The sequence below is a fragment of the Jeotgalibacillus sp. S-D1 genome (assembly GCF_004358665.1).
GTDB lineage: Bacteria > Bacillota > Bacilli > Bacillales > Jeotgalibacillaceae > Jeotgalibacillus.
Genome location: NZ_SMZR01000001.1, coordinates 39,222 through 57,903, shown reverse-complemented (window position 1 = coordinate 57,903; position 18,682 = coordinate 39,222). Strand labels below are relative to the sequence as shown.

The following is an 18,682-nucleotide window of genomic DNA, read 5'->3' as shown; positions in this document are numbered from 1 at the left end:
CCATTCAGATTAACATAAAATAACAAATTTGTTTTTGGTTTCAGATGAACAATCATTGTAGATGAAGACATAAAAAAGACTGCACCTCTAAAGGAAGTGCAGTTTGCAGTCAATATTCAGTCTATCTCATACACGCGTGCTTCATGCGGCTTAAGGGTAAATGATGAAGGCAGAATCGATTTATCAGCATCATTCTTGTAGTTCCCGATAACAAGAATGACATCGGATCCGCTCAACTCTTCCTTCATTTGATAGACTTGCTCATGATCTGAGTGATTGAGCATAATGAGCCAGGTCTTATTTTCATATGATCGGGTGTAAACATATAATTTTTCATGATCCTTGGAAAGGTCTTCGTAATCTCCATAAACCATTACCGGGTTTTCTTTTCGGAGTGAGATCAGCTTTTTGTAATAGTAAAAAATTGAATGAGGATCTTCAAGTGCCTGTTGTGCATTAATCGATTTATAATTTGGATTAATATTAATCCAGGGCTCTGCATTTGAAAAACCGGCATTTTTGCTGTCATTCCAATGCATTGGCGTTCTGGAATTGTCCCGGCTCAAAAGCAGCAGACCTTCAAACACTTCTTTAGGATCTCCGCCTTTCTCTACTTCTTCTTTGTACTTATTTTTCATGGCAATATCGTTATAATCCTCGATGGAATCAAAACGGACACCGGTCATGCCTAGTTCTTCTCCCTGGTACACATATGGCATGCCGGGCAGCGTATGGAGCATGGTCGCTAAAAGCTTAGCTGACTCTGTTCGGTACTTCCCGTCGTTTCCATATCTTGTGACCTGTCTTGTATGATCGTGATTATTTAAAAACTGAGAGTTCCAGCCTTTTCCCTGCAGACCTTTATACCAGTTTTCCTGGATTTCTTTGTATTTAGGCAAATCCATCACCGGCATCTCATCCGCTACTTGAAAATGGAAAAGAGTATTCAGTTCGTTGCGGTCTTCATGCACATATAAAAGACCAGTTTCAGGGGTTACAAAAGGGATCTCCCCAACAGTCATCCCATCATAATGCTGCAGCACTTCACGGTTCATTTCCTGCAGGTACTCATGAATGCCTGGATTATCGGCTAAGTAGCTAATATGATCCGGATTCTCTGCGTCTGGAAAGCCATCCTGCTTTGCCAGTAAATTAATTACATCCATCCGGAAACCGTCAATCCCTTTATCCAGCCATGATCGCATCATACGGTAGATCTCATGACGAAGGTCTTCATTCTGCCAGTTCAGATCAGGCTGTTCCACTGCAAAGGAATGAAAATAATACTCACCCGTACGCTCATCAAATGTCCAAGTTGAAGGTTCGAAATAAGAGCGCCAGTTATTAGGCTTGCCTCCATTTTTAGGCTGCTTCCAAATATACCAGTCACGCTTTTCATTATCTAAAGAGGATTTTGATTCCAGGAACCAGGAATGCTGATCTGATGTATGATTCACTACCAAATCCATAATTACTTTCATACCACGGTCATGAATTTCATCTACTAACCTTTCAAAAATCTCCATGTTTCCAGCTTTACTCATAATCTTTTCATAATCGGAAATATCATATCCATTATCACGGTCAGGCGATTCATAAAAAGGATTCAGCCATATGACATCTGCTCCAAGCTCTTGTATGTAATCCAGCTTTTCAATAACCCCTTGAAGATCACCAATGCCGTCCCCGTTACTATCATAAAAGCTGCGCCAGTACACCTGGTAGACAACAGCTTCCTTCCACCACGTCTTTTTCATTTTTACAGCTCCCTTCCATGAATTAAATTATACCAAAATTATCTCTGTATTATCGGTAATGACTAGGAAAGCAAATGAAGGCTCTAAAGGAGACCGGGTCATTTCCGCTCCAGGCGGTGCTTTCCGCGGGGCGGGGGTGAGCCACTTCGATGCTGCGCATCTTCAGTGTCTCACCTTCCCCGCTGCATCCCGCAGGAGTCACCGCCTTCCGCTTCAATGAACCTACGTGGATGGCTTATTCGGTTATCAAAAAAGACAATGATCCAGCATAGATAAGAAGAAAGCTCTCACGAAAGTTTTTGGGGAGAGCCTTCTTTTATGGCTATGTCCCTGCCTTTTTTCAAACCTCTGTTCCAACTTTCACGCAGCTTTTCTATTAAAAAAACAAAGAACCTTTAATAAAATAACTCTATGTACCAATTTTTACTTTTTATTCATTTTCATTCAAGAGATAGATTTACGGGAAATGTAGAAGTTGGGGTGGGAAATGTAGAAGTGTAGAGGTAAGCTGTAGAAGTACAGGTTTAAACTGTGTTTGATGTCACCCATAAAAAAACCGCCAATTAGGCGGTTTAGAATTTTATGCTTAGAACCACTAGATAAATCTGCGGTCTATATCGATTTTCACAGCATTCTCTTAGCAATCCGTTCAAATGATTTTAGCTTATCGTTAAAATCAAACGCAATCGTTGTCAGCATAATCTCAGTGGTTTGGTATTCATCACTGATGCGGTGCAATTCTCGTTCTACATGGTCAATATCGCCAACAATCATCCGCTTGCGGTTTTCAAGAATTCGGGCTTTCTCAAATGTGCTGTAGGGATAGTTCATTGCCGTATCCGGACTTGGTGTGCCCTTTGACGGCATGCCCTGCTCCAGCATAATCATGGATAAATCAAGACTGGAAGCAATGCGCTCTGCATCCTCCATTGTTTCTCCACAGATCGTAAAAACCGCCACATTATTTTGCGGTTTTTCATAATAACGGGATGGCTGAAAGGACTGGAGATATTGATTCATATAATAAGGACCGCCTTCTCCATTAATGAAAAGCGCGAAGGTATAGGGCAGTCCTTTTTCGGCTGCTGTCAGTGCAGAAGATGGACTTGAACCGAGCACCCAGACATCCGGAGTGGTTTTTGTCACCGGTGTGGCTTTTAATCCATAGTACGGGTGGCCTTCAGGCAGGTCATCGTGCAGATGATGTAGCAGTTCATCTATTTGTTCAGGATAGCGATTAATATCACGCTGTTTGCCATCAGATAATGCATACGAAGCCCGAGGCATCCCACCAGGTGCACGTCCAATCCCAACATCTATTCTGCCTGGTGTCAAACCTTCCAGTACTTTAAAATTTTCAGCCACTTTATATGCACTGTAATGCGGAAGCATCACACCGCCAGAACCAACACGAATGGTATTTGTTTTAGCAGCAAGATGCGAAATCAGCACCTCAGGGGAAGATCCCGCAAGTGTTGAGGCGTCATGATGTTCTGACACCCAGAATCGATGAAAACCCCATTCCTCTGCTCTTTTTGCCAGCTCTATCGTCTGTTGCAGACCCTGTTCAGCAGACCCTCCCTCAGAAATGGCCGACTGATCCAATATACTTAATGTTAATGCCATAATCGCTTCACTCCTTTATGAGTTCTATTATTCTAAATCCACTTTGAAAAGTCGAACAATGCGACTTATGCATCATGGCCGGATGCGAGAGTGAACGTTTGGTAAGCTAAACATGAAAAATGACATTTAATCTTAAATGGCACAGGTTTTTTTGCATAAAAAAATGCCGCCCTGTAACAGGACAGCATGCATTTTATCGTCTTTCCAGGCGAGCAATTCGTTCGTCTAAATCAGGATGTGTAGAGAAAAACTTGGCCATCCCGCCTTTTCCGTTGATTTTCATCGTCTGAACAGCAGAGTCATCTGTATAATTTTTGGCTTGAGCACGGTTGGCATACGATTTCAGGGAACGAAGAGCATGTGCCATTTTATCGTTACCCGCTAAATCTCCGCCTCCACGGTCCGCATGAAATTCACGGTGTCTTGAATACGCACTTACGACCATGCTGCCCAGAATAGAAAACAGGATCTGGAATACAATAATCGCGGCAATCTGGACAATCCACTGTAATTCAGAACGCACTAAACGCGACACAAGAATTGCCACAATTCTTGAGAAGAATACGACAAATGTATTTACTACACCTTGAAGCAGTGTCATGGTCACCATGTCGCCATTTGAAACGTGGGCAACTTCGTGAGCTATAACGCCTTCAACTGCATCATCATCCATTGAATTTAACAGGCCTTGCGAAACAGCTACCAGTGAACGTTTTTTAGATGGACCAGTTGCAAACGCATTGACTTCCGGAGAAGGGTAAATCCCAACTTGAGGCATGTGACGCAAGCCGGCTGCACGGGAAAAACGGTGAACCTTTTCAACGACATCACGTTCCTGAGCAGTCAGCTGGCCATTCGGATCCAGCACCTTGACCTTCATCATCATTTTGGCAATCCAGCGCGACATCGCCAGAGAGATAAATGATCCCGCGAAGCCTACTATTAAGCTGAATACGCCAAGAGCAACAAAATCAATTCCAATTCCCGGTTCACCAGTTTGGAATGAACCCCCTATATCCGTAAACGTTGTAATGATGGACCATACAATGACGATGGTTGTCATTACAAGAATATTTGTTAAAACAAAAAGCATAATCCTTTTCCCCATTTATACGCCTCCCTTTTCTATTTATGTGAATATTTTAACATAATTGATGCATCAGGGTGAAATAGAGTGTCTTGCTCTTTTTCACCTGTTTCTAAAATCTTTTTGCTAACTTACCGCGTGGAATCCATTTCTGAACATTTCGGTAGGCTCTGCCATTCAAGTAAAAAAAGTAACTGATCATTCCGCTTGATCGAATCATTTTCCGAGCAAGACGGCGGACATTTTTTTGTTTATTTACTTTCTCGTCTGATAAATATACGCCAAGCAGTCCACGGTTAATTAATTTGTGAAATTGCTTGTGAGGTAGCTGATCTGTATGACGATCTGCTTCCTGAACAAAATGCTGAAGCCTTTTGAATAATTGTTCATGGCTGGAATAGTAGAAGCAGAAATTCAAATCTCCTTCCTCCAGATCCTCTTCCTGGTCAATCAGGTAATCCAGCAGAATGTGCAGACCTTGAATGTAAGGAAAATAACCGTTGCGAATCGCAGCAGAAAAAGCTGGATCAAAGTCTCTTCTAAATGCGTAGGATACCAAGCAGAAGATCCCGAGTGTTGATCCTGTACACGCTGAAAATTCATACCATTCCATTTCAGGTAAAAGGTCGCGGTGTTTATGAAACCACTGCTGCAGCCTCTGTTCCCGCTCATCCTCATGAACATGTTTGTGAATTTGAAGATCACAGTAATACCTGCTCAGCTCCAAAAGCTCAATTTTAATTTCATCATAGGTTTCAAGCCGAGCAAGAACACCTTGGCAGGTCCCAACAAGCAGACTCAAGTACCCGTTATCCTCCTGCTCGGCCCGGCAGCGGTAATAATCCCGGATCGGGGCTCCAACTGTTAATGCGTCTTCCATCGCTTCATGTAAACAGGCAAAATCCTCCGGATCCAGCGATGTGCTGCGATCACAAAGGTTATCTAAATAATCACTGATTGTCTGATAAGCAACGATAAACTGAATGGCTTCCTTGCGCCATTTTAACGCCAGCAAAGCCATTATTCCCCCGCCTTCACAGTGAAACGACTTTTGTTCCAGGCTGTCCACTGCCTGTTTGCGCAGCTCTTCGTCAGGAATTAAATTCGCCTGGGCTTTCCAATGCGCTAATTGCTGATGAACAATGGGAAATACTTTTCGATACACCTGATTCATTAAAAAGAACGGTTCTGTCGGCACAGCCATTTTTTCACCTCTTCTTAAACATCGTACCCAATATTGCGAAGCCGGTTCCGTGTAAAGGATTCTGTATAGGAAAAAATCTCATCTCTTTCAGGTTCATTAAAAAGTTCATGATAGCATTGGGGCCATTCTTTATAATGCATCTCGTGCAGATCCAAATCTCTGAACCATTTTTTTGCCACCATGGTTTCTACCAGCAAATCCTCTCCCCCCTGCATTAACAGCAGCGGAACGTCAGGAAAGTTTTTGTTTTCAAGCGGCACCTGCTTCATTGCCACCAGCATTTCACGGTACCATCTGACCGATATACGATTTATATAAATGGGATCTTCTTTATCGATTTCAATGATCTCCTGATTGCGGGTCGCCTTATCGATCGGGAAGTCAAAATTAAATTTGTGCTCAGGTGTAAGTTTGTTCAAGCCTCCTGAGAGAACATGACTAACTTTTGATGGCGCATGCCTGAATGCAAATGTCGGAGAAGATAAAATCAACCCTGCAATCTCAAGCTTCATCTGCTGAAGCATCCGGACTGCTATTAGTCCTCCCATCCCGTGACCAAGTAAAAAAACTGGCAAATCAAACTGATAAGAAGCCTCAATCCATTTTTTCACTTCTTCAATATATTGGTCAAACGAGTCAATATGTCCACGCGATGCTCTTTTAGCCATCCCTTGACCCGGGAGGTCGCCCATAATTACGTGGTAGCCTTTTGACCGCCACATTTCGATTAGCCATCCGTAACGCGCATGATGTTCTAATTCACCGTGTATCATTACAATAACACCGTGTGCAGCTTGATCTGTTTCCCATTTCCACATGGAGATCCCCCTCACCTTCCTATCGGACTTATATTATCTTTATATAATTTATAACTGGCAAATATAAAGGATAGCTGATAGCACTACGCACATCCGATAAAACACTATCCTGCGCACCGCTTCTTCCTGATTTGAGCCTTTAAACAACTATAAAAAATGATAATATGATAAAATAAACTATATCATAAATCTTTTCATAAGAAGGAGCAATAACATGATACTTCCTTATAAAGGTCTGCACCCGATGATTGATCCATCTGTTTATATCGCAGGTTCGGCTACCGTCACAGGCGATGTAGCCATCGGAGCACATTCAAGCGTCTGGTTCGGCACCACAATACGCGGAGATGTTTCACCCACTATTATTGGCGAAAAAGTAAATATCCAAGACCATTCCATCCTCCATCAAAGTCCCAACACACCACTTATCCTTGAAGACCAGGTTACCATTGGACACCAAGTCATTTTACATAGCTGCACAATTAAAAAGAAAGCATTAATCGGCATGGGTTCAATCATCTTAGATGGGGCCGAAATCGGGGAAGGTGCTTTTATAGGCGCTGGAAGCTTAGTTCCCCAGGGCAAAAAAATCCCGCCAAACACACTTGCTTTTGGCCGGCCGGCTAAGGTAATCCGCGACTTAAATGAAGAGGACATTCAGGATATGGAGCGGATTAATCGTGAATATATGGAAAAAGCCATCTTATATAAAGAGCAGGAGAACCAGCTTAGATAGCTATCAGCTGTAAACAAATCATTTTTTCATCACATCAAACCTGATAGAAACAACTTAGGGGGAAAAAAATGTTCATTGGTTCATTCGGTATAGACTCGTTTGTACTGCTGGGGGGACTGCTGCTTATATGCGGCGTGATTGTGGCGAAATTCTCCAACAGACTGGGTCTGCCTTCACTTGTATTATTTATTCTGGTCGGAATGATAATCGGCAGTGACGGCTTGGGGATTGTGTATTTCGATAACGCCAACACTGCCCAGCTAATTGGTATTTGTGCACTTATTATTATTTTATTTGAAGGGGGTATGCAGACAAAATGGGCAACGGTCCGCTCTGTTGCTGTACCTTCCTTATCATTAGCCACACTGGGCGTACTGCTCACCTCAGGTATCGTCGGTTACTCCGCCTATCTTATCTTTAATGTTACACTGCTGGAAGGGCTCCTGTTTGGTGCCATTGTAGGATCCACTGATGCCGCAGCTGTTTTTGCTGTATTAAAAGAACGTAATATTAAAGCAAAAATGGGTGCCACGCTTGAAGCGGAATCAGGGACAAATGATCCTATGGCTGTCTTTTTAACTTTATCCTTTATTGAGCTGATTTCAAATGACAGCAGTTCCATATGGGGATTGATACCGTCTTTCTTTTGGCAGATGGGACTCGGTCTCATCTTTGGGCTGATACTTGGAAAGATCGCTTCTGTTTCCATTAACAGAATTAAGCTTGAGTCCAGTGGACTTTATCCCATCTTTTCGCTGGCATTTGCCCTGCTGGCCTATAGCATCACCCAGGTAGCTGGAGGAAGCGGATTTCTGGCCGTTTATGTAGCAGCACTTGTTATCGGAAATTCTGAGCTGACCTACCGCTACTCAATCTTTCAATTTAATGAAGGGTTTGCATGGATGTCCCAAATCCTTATGTTTATCATTCTAGGACTTCTTTCATTTCCAGGACAATTATTTACCTGGGATATCATTGGAAGCGGCCTGCTGCTTTCACTTGTGCTGATTTTTATCGCCCGTCCAATTGCTGTGTATTTATCAACCATTGGAATGAAATATACAGGTAAAGAGAAATTGTTCATTTCCTGGGCAGGTCTCAGAGGAGCGGTGCCGATTGTACTTGCTACTTTCCCTGTAGTAGCAGGACTGGAAAACAGCCAGCTGTTTTTTAATGTCGTTTTCTTTATCGTCTTAACATCAACCCTGCTTCAAGGCTCGACCATATCTTATGTAGCAAAGAAACTCCATTTAACAGGACCAAAAAAAGATACACCCCATCATTCAATTGAACTGATTTCCATTGGGAAAGCAACTGCTGAAATGGTACAGTTTCAAACAAATAAAGATCTCGATTTGGTTGGAAAGAAGCTTCATGAAATTGAATTCCCTAATGAAGTGACGATCACCGCTATTGTGAGGGATGAAGAATTAATTACCCCTTATGGAGAAACAGAAATTAAAGCAGGTGACTTCCTTTATATTTTAGTGGCAAGCAAACACGAAGCGAAATTGAAAAAAATACTTGAAAAGAAGAAACAGCCTGATGTCGTGTAAGACAATATCAGGCTGTTTTTCTTATTATTTGCTGGCGGTTTTTGTTCTTGAATGACATTAATTCCAGAATTGATATATAGAATTCCAACTACTTTTATCGCTCAGTCTCGTTTTATAACGGTAAAGACTTTAATAGTCTTTTTACTTGTATCACTACATTTTCAACTGTAAAACCATATTCCTTTAAGACTTTGGATTCCGCACCCGAAGCACCAAAAGCGTTAATAGCCAAAACCTCCCCGTGGTCCCCTACATAGCGATCCCACCCTAAAGATGATCCCATTTCGATTGCTAATCGTGCCTTTACATGGGCTGGAAGAACAGACTCTTGGTATTCCTTTGATTGAGCTTCAAATCGATCCCACGATGGACAGCTAATGACGGATAAGAAAATGTTTTCCTTGGCCAATTCACGCTGTGCTTCTAAAGCTAACTGCACTTCTGATCCTGTTGCCAGCAAGAGTGCCTGCGGTTCTTCCGTTTCGGATTTAGAAACCACATATGCCCCTTTCTTGACACCCTTATAGGCATGTTCTTTCGTTCCGGCTATTGTAGGGAGATTTTGGCGAGACAAAATCAAAGCCGTCGGAGTGTCAGTAGATTCCATCGCAATTTGCCATGCGGCTACTGTTTCATTTCCATCTGCCGGACGAATCACACTAATGTTCGGTAAGGCTCTTAAAGCAGCAAGTTGTTCAATCGGCTGATGAGTTGGACCGTCTTCTCCTACCGCGACACTGTCATGTGTGAAGACATAAATAACCGGTAAGTTCATTAAGGCTGCTAAACGTATCGCAGGACGAAGGTAGTCAGAGAACACAAAAAATGTGCCACCAAACAACTTAAGACCACCATGTAGCTCCATTCCATTCAACGTTGCCCCCATTGCAAACTCACGTACACCAAACCAGATGTTACGTCCGGCGTAATTAGTTGCAGAAAAATCGCCAGCATCTTTAATGGTTGTTTTGTTTGAACCAGCTAAATCAGCTGAACCGCCGAAAAATTGAGGAACCGCTTTTGCAATGGCATTTAATGTCTCACCTGAAGATGCGCGTGATGCCAGACTAGTACCAGCTTCATACGATGGTAACTGTTCTGTCCAGCCTTCAGGCAATTTGCCTTCAATGGAATAAGCTAATTTTTCCGCCATTTCAGGATATTCTACTTTATACGCAGCAACTAATTGATTCCATTCTTCTTCTTTCTTTTGTCCAGCTTCCACTACGTGTGAATGGAAGTGGCTATATACTTCTTCAGGAACATAGAAATCTTCTTCGAATGTCCACTTATAGGCTTCTTTTGTTAGCTTTATTTCTTCTTTTCCCAGTGGTGCACCGTGTACATTTGAGGTGCCTGCATGATTTGGTGATCCATATCCAATGGTTGTTTTTACTTCAATTAACGTTGGACGATTTAAGTCATCCTTTGATTCTTCTATTGCTTTGTTAATTTCAACTAAATTATTTCCATCTTCTACACGGATCACTTGCCATCCGTATGCTTTAAAACGATTTTCCACACTTTCAGAGAATGAGCGATCTAATTCGCCATCTAGTGAAATATCGTTTGAATCATATAATACGACAAGGCGTCCTAATTTAAGATGTCCTGCTAATGAAGCAGCTTCTGAAGATACACCTTCCATTAAATCTCCGTCTCCGCAAATACTGTAAGTGAAGTGATTCACTACTTCGTAACCCTCTTTATTATAGGTTGCGGCTAAATGGCGTTCAGCCATCGCCATTCCGACTGCCATTGCAATTCCCTGTCCAAGTGGTCCTGTAGTGGCTTCTACACCAGGAGTGTGTCCAAATTCAGGATGTCCGGGTGTTTTACTGCCCCATTGACGGAAATTCTTAATATCTTTCATTGATAAATCATAACCGGATAAGTGTAATAAGCTATACAGTAACATCGATCCATGCCCTGCTGATAAAACAAATCGATCTCTATTAAACCAAGATGGATTATTTGGATTATGATTCATATGATTTGTCCATAATTCATATACCATAGGAGCTGCTCCCATTGGCAAGCCAGGATGTCCTGAATTAGCTTTTTCGATGGCATCTATTGATAATGTACGAATCGTATTAATGGCAAGTTCATCAAAATTAGTCATATATAGCTCCTCTTCCAACTATAAATTTTATTTAATGCACAGCGGGCGGAACTGTGATCCTGTTTTTACTCCTTGATTTTTCAAATAACCAATCGTTCTATCCTGCTGCTCCAAATAGTTTCAAAATGGATAAGATTAATATTCCAATGACACCAAAGTCTGAATCTCCAAATGTCGTTCCTTCAAACCCAATGTCCCCTAAAAATACTAATAGGATCGCAGGTAAGAAACTAATCAAGATTCCATTTGCAAATGCTCCAAACAAAGCCCCACGCCTGCCACCGGTAGCATTCCCGAACACACCTGCTGCTGCACCTGTAAAGAAGTGCGGTACTAATCCTGGCACAATTACTTTCAGACCCACAACAGGAAGTAAAAACATGGCCAGGAGTCCAGCTGCAAAGCTAGCTAAAAAGCCAATGATTACAGCGTTTGGTGCAAATGGAAAGACCGTTGGACAATCCAGTGCTGGCTTCGTATTTGGAGCAATTTTCTCAGCAATTCCCTTGAACGCAGGAACAATTTCTGCAATCAGCATACGTACACCAGCCAGGATAATGTAAACCCCTGCAGCAAATGTGATCGCTTGCATTAGTGAGAATACTATAAAATTGGAACCTGCTGAGAGATTGGATTCAATATATCCCTGACCAGCAAACAAAGCGACAACAACAAAGAATATTGCCATAGTAAGCGATACAGCTACTGACGTATCTCGTAAAAACCCAAGGGATTGAGGCACTTTAATCTGTTCTGTTGTTTTTTCCTTATTTCCAAACAGTTTTCCAACTTTTGCAGAAACAAAGTATCCAATTGTACCAAAGTGCCCGACTGCAAAATCATCGCTTCCTGTGATTTGACGTACATATGGCTGCAGGATAGCTGGAAAAATGACCATACATAGACCCAGGATAAGAGAACCAACTAAGATAAGAGGAGCACCTGTTAATCCTCCCACAGATAACGTAACTGCAAGTAAACAGGCCATGAATAAAGTGTGGTGACCTGTTAGAAAAATATATTTAAAACGGGTAAAACGGGCCAGTATAATGTTCACGATCATACCGAACACCATAATCAGTGCCGTTGTAGTCCCAAACTCGCTTTGGGCAACAGCTACGATCGCTTCATTATTTGGGATTACTCCCTGGACATTAAAAGCAACATTAAACATTTCACCAAATATATCCAGAGAACCAATTAGAACCGTCGCACCAGCTCCAATGATCACAAAGCCCATTACCGTTTTTAACGTCCCTGAGACAATATCGGCAGTGGCTTTGCGTTGCAGAAGCAATCCTACCAGCGCAAAAAGTCCTACTAATATCGCTGGAGTTCCTAAAATATCTGTCATGATAATTTCTAACATCACGTTCATCCCCCTTCATTGATGTTTGTTTTATTCTAAATGCGGCTCCAGTTTAGATGTAATTTCCGAAATGCTCATCATGTTTTCTAACGTAACAATCGTACGACTTCCATCTTCCAGTTGACCTACAATATCCGCAGCTCCGATGAAAATATCTGCTTGTTCCGTTCTTGCTGATGTTAAATCAGTATGACCTACCTCTGCTGTCTTCCCCATTTCTGTTAACGCTTTCTTTACATTAATCTCCATAATAAAACTGCTTCCCAATCCGTTTCCACAAACAACCATGATTTTCATATTGTTTCCTCCTCTGAATATTTATGAATGTAATCTAATAGCACTGATTTATCTGAGCTCTGTAACATATCTTCGATGTTAGACGGTTCTCCTAGTAATTGGGTCAACTGAACTAATGCCCGTAAATGGGAATCACTATCAGCCGCAGCCAATACAATAATCAATCGAACAGGTTTATCTGGGGCAAAGTCTACCGCTTCATCCAGTCTCAAAAGACTCATAGATAAAGACCGCACTCCATCTTCTGGACGTGAATGAGGAATGGCTACTCCTGGAGTAATAATGACGTATGGTCCATTCTCTTCAATCGATTGAATCATTGCCTCCACATATCTTTCTTCTACTGTTCCCAATTCGACAAGAGGCTCGGATGCGACTCGGATGCCTTCTTTCCAATCTGAAACACGGGACTGCAATTGAATGGTTTTTGATGTGAGTAGTTCTTCTAACACTGGTTTTCCCGCCCCTTCCAAATAATGATTATTAATTTTTTGAGTTTGTGTAAAGATCTGTGATTGTAGTGCTTTCTTGAGTTCATTTGGCTCAGTTATTTTGGCATATTGAGAAATAATCTCTAGCAACGAATCAACATCCAGGTTCTGCGTGGTATATCCATACAACTCCTGCATCACTTGCTGACGAAGCTTTTGCTTGTCCTGCATTTCTAAAATGGGCGGAACCACAAATAATGCTGCTTCTGTTCTGATGTGTACAGTTGAAAACACCAGATCATATGTCAGGGGATAATTGGCCGCATCCCGAATGGATAAAGCATCTAAGAATAAAATGTCAGGGAACAATTCCCTTAAGGTATAGATTAAGATATTACTGATCCCAACCCCACTTGGGCACACAACAATCGCTCGCTTTCGATCGTCCAGTGCCGTTCCCTGTCTGCGCAGCCATCCTCCAAAGTGGACAGTAAAATAGGCCACCTCATCTGCTGGAACGGAAAAGCCTATCACTTGTTCTACTTGCCATAATGATTTTTTTGTCAGATGGTACAGCTCGGGATATACTCTTTGAATTTTCTCAGCCATTGTATTTTTAATGGGAATACGATACATAATCCGGTAATATGCCGGTCTGAAATGGACATACAACTGTTGATAGAACAGATCCTTTTCATGTAACTGAATGCATGCTAACTTCTCAAACTCTTTTACAATTTTACGCAAGAGATCTTGAATGACATTATCTTCTTGCAACGGGGATATATCTCTTGTTCGATTCTTACTTAATAGATGTAAAGCAGCATATAAGTGTTCAGTTTGATTCCAAACAGATTCAAAAGCAGCTGTTTGTGTCATTTTCACTACCAGTTTGTATTCTTTAGTGGCAGTCAGCTGCTCCCAACTATGGATCGATTGTAATCCTTCTCCCAATCCAATTAGCTGATCTGTACATAAAAACAGATAGGTCAGCTCTTGCAGGCGTTCATCCGTAAATGTAATGCCTAATTGACTTTCTGCCTGCTCTAATTGCAACTGAATAGAACGAATTTGTTCATCCCGATCTCCCCAAATACTTTCAATAATGAGATTACTGCTTGTACTATGGAATACATCGTGTATGAGTTGTTCAATGACGTATCTCTTAATGTTACTGTCGCCTTTTATCAAGTAACCATTCTGCTTGGAATATTTAATGTTTAGTTGTTGCAGTTTTGTCTTTTCCTTAAGCCGCTGCAAATCTTTCAATACTGTATTGCGAGAAACTCCTGTACAATTTTGAAAATGATAAATCGATAACGGCTCCGGATTGAGTAAAAGCATTAAATAGAAGACCTTTTCTCGATCCATCTCAGAAAATACATAGGTTCGTTTAGTGAGCTTTACTTGCAAATCCTCATCCCTAATTTTGTCAGACAAGTAATACCCTACTTTTCGGTCATACCCAATGGGTTGATATCCATGAGATTGGAGCCAATCATTCGCTTTTCCTATTCCATATTGCAGTTGTCTTCGAGTTAGACCGGTTTGTTCTTCGAGCTCACTCATTTTCAGAACAGATGAGTGTTGCAATAGTTGCAGTAAGTTAGCGCTTCTTTCATCTAAAAACATCCTATTGTCCTCCCCTGTCTTTACAATACAATACCCTTTGAGAAATCTGTATTGCTTTTGGGTCCGAATATTGTCGAATTGTCTGCACAACAATATACTCTATATGCTGTGTTGACATATAGGAGCCATTTTCCTAAAAGCGAATGTTCAATTGGAAAACAGAATTATTGAGATTAATCTAGTGTCTCCTCTCCAGCATTTATCATGTATGCTAGCACAGCGGGAGGACGTAGAATAACACTTGTAAAGGCAACTTATTTTGTTCTCTGGAAATCTTCCTTATATTCTGGTCGCTCAAAAAAAAAATAAAAACAGCCTGAATTCGTGTTAGACGACTTCAGGCTGTTTTTATTTATTTGATGAAAATTCAAATTCAATTTTGCCATTCTTAAAGAGCAGTGCCGCGCTGAAGCGTTTTCCACCCTTGCTTTTAAATCCTTTTAAAATAGTGGTCTTTCCTTTTTCACACAAAGCTTTTATTTGCGCTGGTGACAATCGTTTACTTAATAATGCTTTTGGGAATGTCTGCTTGCAGCCGGATGCGTACTCTGAGCATCCATAAAATTTCCCTCTGTCTTTAATGGCGCCTGTTTTGCACGCCGGGCACCTTGCAACCTCTTCAGCAGAGGGACGTTCTTTTTCTGATTTTTGCAATGCTGTACCTTCAATTTTATCTGGTGCTGTCTGCAGCAGGTGCAGCACGAACTTTTGAATATTTTGAAGGAATGCCTCCTGACTTCCCTGCCGCCTGCCGATTTTTTTTAGATAGGCCTCCCATTTTGCAGTCATTTCGGGACTGCTCAGCAGGGTCCCTTCAATTACACGGCAAAGGGTGATTCCTTTTTGTGTCACTGCAACGATATTTTTTGTTATGGATATGTACTGCTGTTTTTTTAAGGTCTCAATGATGGCAGCGCGGGTTGCCTCTGTACCGATCCCCTCAGTTTCTTTTAAAATGGCCTGGGCCTTCTCATCCTCCACTGTTTTACCTGCTGTTTTCATCATGGTAATCAGATTACCTTCTGTATATGGCTTTGGCGGTTTCGTTACGCCTTCCTTTGGTGCAACCTTTGAATCTGCCGGCTGTCCCTTTGATACATTTGGGAGGGTAGCTTCTTCTTTGTCTTTGGACTGTTTCTCCTGGCCGAAAAGCTCTTTCCATCCTTTTTTTATTTCCACTTTCCCGCTCGCTTTAAAAATCAGCTTATTAACCGACACTTCAATTTTGGTTTCTTCGTAATGATAATCGTCATGAAACATAGCCAGTGCGCTTTTTAAAACTTCTAAATAGACATTCCGTTCCTGTGGAGCGAGTGCCGATATTTGAGCTGCGGTGAGAACTTTTTTAGTCGGAATTAACGCATAATGCTCCTGAACCTTGCTGTCCTGAACATATTTCGGGCGCGGCCGTTCATAATAAGTCTCAAATTCCGCTCCGGCACTTGTTTTCATTTTATCAAGCTGATTTTTAAGATAGCTGAATTCATTGTTTGTAATGTAGGTACAATCCGTTCGCGGGTAAGACACGATCTTTTTTTCATATAAATTCTGAACCGTTTTTAATACAGCAGAAGGGCTGTATTTAAACCTGCGGTTCATGTTTGCCTGCAGGGAAGATAAGCTGTGCAAACTCGGCGCCTGCGCTTTTTTCTTCTTTTTTTCAGCCTTGATAATTTCACTCTTGGTAAGCTGATTCGGTTTAATGGAATGCTGTTCCAATTTGTGAATCGCTTCTTCATTTGTTTTAAACCGTTCATCATTTTTAGCGGTAAATTTCCCGTCAGCTGTGTGAACCTGGGCGACTAAGTCAAAAAATGGTTCTGGTTTAAAATGCTCGATCTCATGGTGCCGCTGCCAAATCATATAAAGCGTTGGGGTCTGCACTCTCCCCACACTAAAAGGACCGTCTATTCCTTTTTTTTGCAGAAGAAGCGTATATAACCTCGATAAATTCATGCCAACAATCCAGTCGCTGATCTGGCGCGTTTGCGCCTCTTTATATAAAGGCAGATAATCGGATCCTTCCTTCAATGATTCGAATCCTTGTCTGATAACATCTTTTTCTAGCGAATTGATCCACAGACGTTTGGTTGGCTTGCTGCCCATTCCTGCATGTTCAATAATGGAGCGGGCGATATTTTCTCCCTCGCGGTCACTATCCGTTGCCACAACGATTCGATCCGCCCTGTGGAGCAGCTTTTTAACGATTCCAAATTGCTTTTTTTTATCATAAGGTACGGTAAAACGAAAAGTTTCAGGAATCATAGGCAGCAGATCCAGCTTCCACTTTTTCCAATCTGATCTGTAGGCATGTGGCTCTTCAAGGGAAACTAAGTGGCCGAATCCCCATGTGATAATGGCTTGTCCGTTAAAAAGCGGATCTGCAATTTCAAAATATCCATCCTGCTTTTTTGCGTTCGAAAATGCTTCCGCATAGCTTTTAGCCTGGGAAGGTTTTTCTGCTAATATAACTGTTGTCAATGATGCAACCTCCTAAATGAGTAAGTGATGGGAAATGTTTCGAAGAACGTAAAGAGGATTTGTAAGATGAGGATTGCAGCCAACTGCAGATCGCATAGCGATAATGACAGGCTGCTGGTGGTAGTATTAAAAATTGTAACACCTGACTTCTGTATTTTCTACTGCCTAATGATAAAAGACAGCCAGGTTTAAGACTGGCTGCCTCACAAAGATTTATCGGATTGCTTGTGCTTTAAGAATTTCAGCTTTATCAGTCTGCTCCCAAGGAAGATCAAGGTCGTTACGTCCAAAGTGTCCGTAAGCCGCAGTCTGTTTGTAAATTGGACGGCGAAGATCCAGCATTTTAATAATGCCTGCCGGGCGAAGATCAAAATTATTTCGTACAAGTTCAATCAGTACATCTTCTTCAGCTGCACCTGTACCAAATGTATCGATTGAAATCGATACCGGCTGTGCTACACCGATTGCGTAGGCAAGCTGAACTTCACATTTATCTGCAAGACCTGCTGCAACAAGATTTTTTGCTACATAGCGGGCTGCATAAGCGCCTGAACGGTCCACTTTCGTTGCATCCTTGCCGGAGAACGCACCGCCGCCGTGACGTGCATAGCCGCCGTAAGTATCAACAATAATTTTACGCCCTGTCAGTCCTGCATCTCCTTGTGGTCCGCCGATAACAAAGCGGCCGGTTGGGTTGATGAAGTATTTTGTATGTTCATCAATTAGATGAGCAGGAACTACCGGTTTGATGACATGTTCTTTAAGGTTGCGCTGAATTTGCTCAAGGCTGACCTCCGGGTGGTGCTGAGTTGAAATAACAATGGTATCAATACGAACTGGTTTGTTGTTTTCATCATATTCTACTGTTACCTGGGTTTTTCCATCCGGACGAAGATAAGGAAGAATTTCTTCTTTGCGCACTTCAGTCAGACGGCGGGATATCTTATGTGCCAACGAAATTGGAAGCGGCATTAATTCCGCTGTTTCATTGCAGGCAAAGCCGAACATCAAACCCTGGTCTCCCGCTCCGATTGATTCAATTTCTGCATCAGACATTGAACTTTCTCGGTCTTCAAGCGCCCGGTCAACCCCTGCAGCAATATCCGCTGACTGTTCGTCAATGGATGTTAAGACTGCACAAGTTTCAGCATCAAAACCATATTTTGCACGAGTATAGCCAATTCCTTTAATTGTTTCCCGAACAATTTTTGGAATATCCACATACGTAGAAGTTGAAATTTCTCCAGCTACGAGTACAAGCCCCGTTGTTACAGATGTCTCACATGCTACACGGGCATTTGGATCATCCTTTAAAATAGCATCCAGAATAGAATCTGAAATTTGATCACAAATTTTGTCTGGGTGTCCTTCCGTTACAGACTCAGACGTAAACAAATGACGTTTTGTTGACATAGTGTCTCCTCCTTGTGAAGCGTATATGTTGGACGGTACTCATTACCCTTAGTGATCGAACATTAACCTTCTGTAGATCATCCAAGTCATGGCACGATATAAAAGAAACCCTTCCCCATGTAGTCTGAGGAAAGGTTTTGTGTTAAGTGC

At 41.9% G+C, this 18,682-nt stretch carries 13 protein-coding genes; 2 read left to right on the top strand and 11 right to left on the bottom strand.

What is annotated here, in order from left to right; translation table 11 throughout:
• Window positions 1-116 precede the first annotated feature (116 nt).
• From E2R51_RS00345 to E2R51_RS00325, 5 genes are all read right to left on the bottom strand, one after another.
• Window positions 117-1,757 carry a glycoside hydrolase family 13 protein gene (locus E2R51_RS00345; RefSeq protein WP_133374936.1) on the bottom strand — a complete coding sequence of 547 codons (1,641 nt, stop codon included), beginning with the start codon at window positions 1,755-1,757 and terminating at the stop codon, window positions 117-119.
• A gap of 624 nt (window positions 1,758-2,381) precedes the next feature.
• Window positions 2,382-3,383 carry an LLM class flavin-dependent oxidoreductase gene (locus E2R51_RS00340; protein WP_133374934.1) on the bottom strand — a complete coding sequence of 334 codons (1,002 nt, stop codon included), beginning with the start codon at window positions 3,381-3,383 and terminating at the stop codon, window positions 2,382-2,384.
• 193 nt (window positions 3,384-3,576) lie between these two features.
• Window positions 3,577-4,491 (bottom strand): protease HtpX, encoded by a 915-nt coding sequence (htpX, locus tag E2R51_RS00335; protein ID WP_133374932.1) that lies wholly within the window; start codon window positions 4,489-4,491, stop codon window positions 3,577-3,579.
• A gap of 91 nt (window positions 4,492-4,582) precedes the next feature.
• Window positions 4,583-5,674, bottom strand: a complete 1,092-nt coding sequence (locus tag E2R51_RS00330) for a tetraprenyl-beta-curcumene synthase family protein (protein WP_133374930.1) — start codon at window positions 5,672-5,674, stop codon at window positions 4,583-4,585.
• Window positions 5,675-5,688: 14 nt separating this feature from the next.
• Complete coding sequence (locus E2R51_RS00325) at window positions 5,689-6,492, bottom strand: alpha/beta fold hydrolase (protein WP_133374928.1); 804 nt, start codon at window positions 6,490-6,492, stop codon at window positions 5,689-5,691.
• Between the two features lie 214 nt (window positions 6,493-6,706).
• Between E2R51_RS00325 and E2R51_RS00320 the strand changes: the two genes are divergently transcribed.
• Together E2R51_RS00320 and E2R51_RS00315 are read left to right on the top strand one after the other, a co-directional pair.
• Window positions 6,707-7,228 (top strand): gamma carbonic anhydrase, encoded by a 522-nt coding sequence (locus tag E2R51_RS00320; protein ID WP_133374926.1) that lies wholly within the window; start codon window positions 6,707-6,709, stop codon window positions 7,226-7,228.
• 68 nt (window positions 7,229-7,296) lie between these two features.
• Window positions 7,297-8,784 (top strand): potassium/proton antiporter, encoded by a 1,488-nt coding sequence (locus E2R51_RS00315; RefSeq protein WP_133374924.1) that lies wholly within the window; start codon window positions 7,297-7,299, stop codon window positions 8,782-8,784.
• Window positions 8,785-8,896: 112 nt separating this feature from the next.
• On the opposite strand, the gene tkt is transcribed toward E2R51_RS00315, so the two are convergent.
• The 6 genes from tkt to metK all read right to left on the bottom strand — a co-directional run bounded on the left by tkt (window position 8,897) and on the right by metK (window position 18,532).
• Entirely contained in the window at window positions 8,897-10,909 is a 2,013-nt protein-coding gene (gene tkt / locus E2R51_RS00310; RefSeq protein ID WP_133374922.1) for a transketolase, read from the bottom strand.
• 97 nt (window positions 10,910-11,006) lie between these two features.
• Window positions 11,007-12,278, bottom strand: coding sequence for a PTS ascorbate transporter subunit IIC (locus tag E2R51_RS00305; RefSeq protein WP_133374920.1), 1,272 nt, complete (start codon window positions 12,276-12,278; stop codon window positions 11,007-11,009).
• A gap of 30 nt (window positions 12,279-12,308) precedes the next feature.
• Window positions 12,309-12,575, bottom strand: coding sequence for a PTS sugar transporter subunit IIB (locus E2R51_RS00300; RefSeq protein WP_133374918.1), 267 nt, complete (start codon window positions 12,573-12,575; stop codon window positions 12,309-12,311).
• The gene (locus E2R51_RS00295) at window positions 12,572-14,638 is read right to left on the bottom strand and encodes a BglG family transcription antiterminator (RefSeq protein WP_133374915.1); all 2,067 of its coding nucleotides are present in this window, start codon (window positions 14,636-14,638) and stop codon (window positions 12,572-12,574) included. The genes E2R51_RS00300 and E2R51_RS00295 overlap by 4 nt, the downstream gene beginning before the upstream one ends.
• A gap of 348 nt (window positions 14,639-14,986) precedes the next feature.
• Window positions 14,987-17,119 (bottom strand): type IA DNA topoisomerase, encoded by a 2,133-nt coding sequence (locus E2R51_RS00290; protein ID WP_133374913.1) that lies wholly within the window; start codon window positions 17,117-17,119, stop codon window positions 14,987-14,989.
• Window positions 17,120-17,332: 213 nt separating this feature from the next.
• The gene (gene metK, locus E2R51_RS00285; protein ID WP_133374911.1) at window positions 17,333-18,532 is read right to left on the bottom strand and encodes a methionine adenosyltransferase; all 1,200 of its coding nucleotides are present in this window, start codon (window positions 18,530-18,532) and stop codon (window positions 17,333-17,335) included.
• Window positions 18,533-18,682: the final 150 nt, after the last annotated feature.

Coding starts and splice junctions, on each gene's coding strand:
- E2R51_RS00345 (WP_133374936.1), bottom strand. CDS start 1,757: ATGAAAAAGACGTGGTGGAAGGAAGCTGTTGTCTACCAGGTGTACTGG.
- E2R51_RS00340 (WP_133374934.1), bottom strand. CDS start 3,383: ATGGCATTAACATTAAGTATATTGGATCAGTCGGCCATTTCTGAGGGA.
- htpX (WP_133374932.1), bottom strand. CDS start 4,491: ATGGGGAAAAGGATTATGCTTTTTGTTTTAACAAATATTCTTGTAATG.
- E2R51_RS00330 (WP_133374930.1), bottom strand. CDS start 5,674: ATGGCTGTGCCGACAGAACCGTTCTTTTTAATGAATCAGGTGTATCGA.
- E2R51_RS00325 (WP_133374928.1), bottom strand. CDS start 6,492: ATGTGGAAATGGGAAACAGATCAAGCTGCACACGGTGTTATTGTAATG.
- E2R51_RS00320 (WP_133374926.1), top strand. CDS start 6,707: ATGATACTTCCTTATAAAGGTCTGCACCCGATGATTGATCCATCTGTT.
- E2R51_RS00315 (WP_133374924.1), top strand. CDS start 7,297: ATGTTCATTGGTTCATTCGGTATAGACTCGTTTGTACTGCTGGGGGGA.
- tkt (WP_133374922.1), bottom strand. CDS start 10,909: ATGACTAATTTTGATGAACTTGCCATTAATACGATTCGTACATTATCA.
- E2R51_RS00305 (WP_133374920.1), bottom strand. CDS start 12,278: ATGTTAGAAATTATCATGACAGATATTTTAGGAACTCCAGCGATATTA.
- E2R51_RS00300 (WP_133374918.1), bottom strand. CDS start 12,575: ATGAAAATCATGGTTGTTTGTGGAAACGGATTGGGAAGCAGTTTTATT.
- E2R51_RS00295 (WP_133374915.1), bottom strand. CDS start 14,638: ATGTTTTTAGATGAAAGAAGCGCTAACTTACTGCAACTATTGCAACAC.
- metK (WP_133374911.1), bottom strand. CDS start 18,532: ATGTCAACAAAACGTCATTTGTTTACGTCTGAGTCTGTAACGGAAGGA.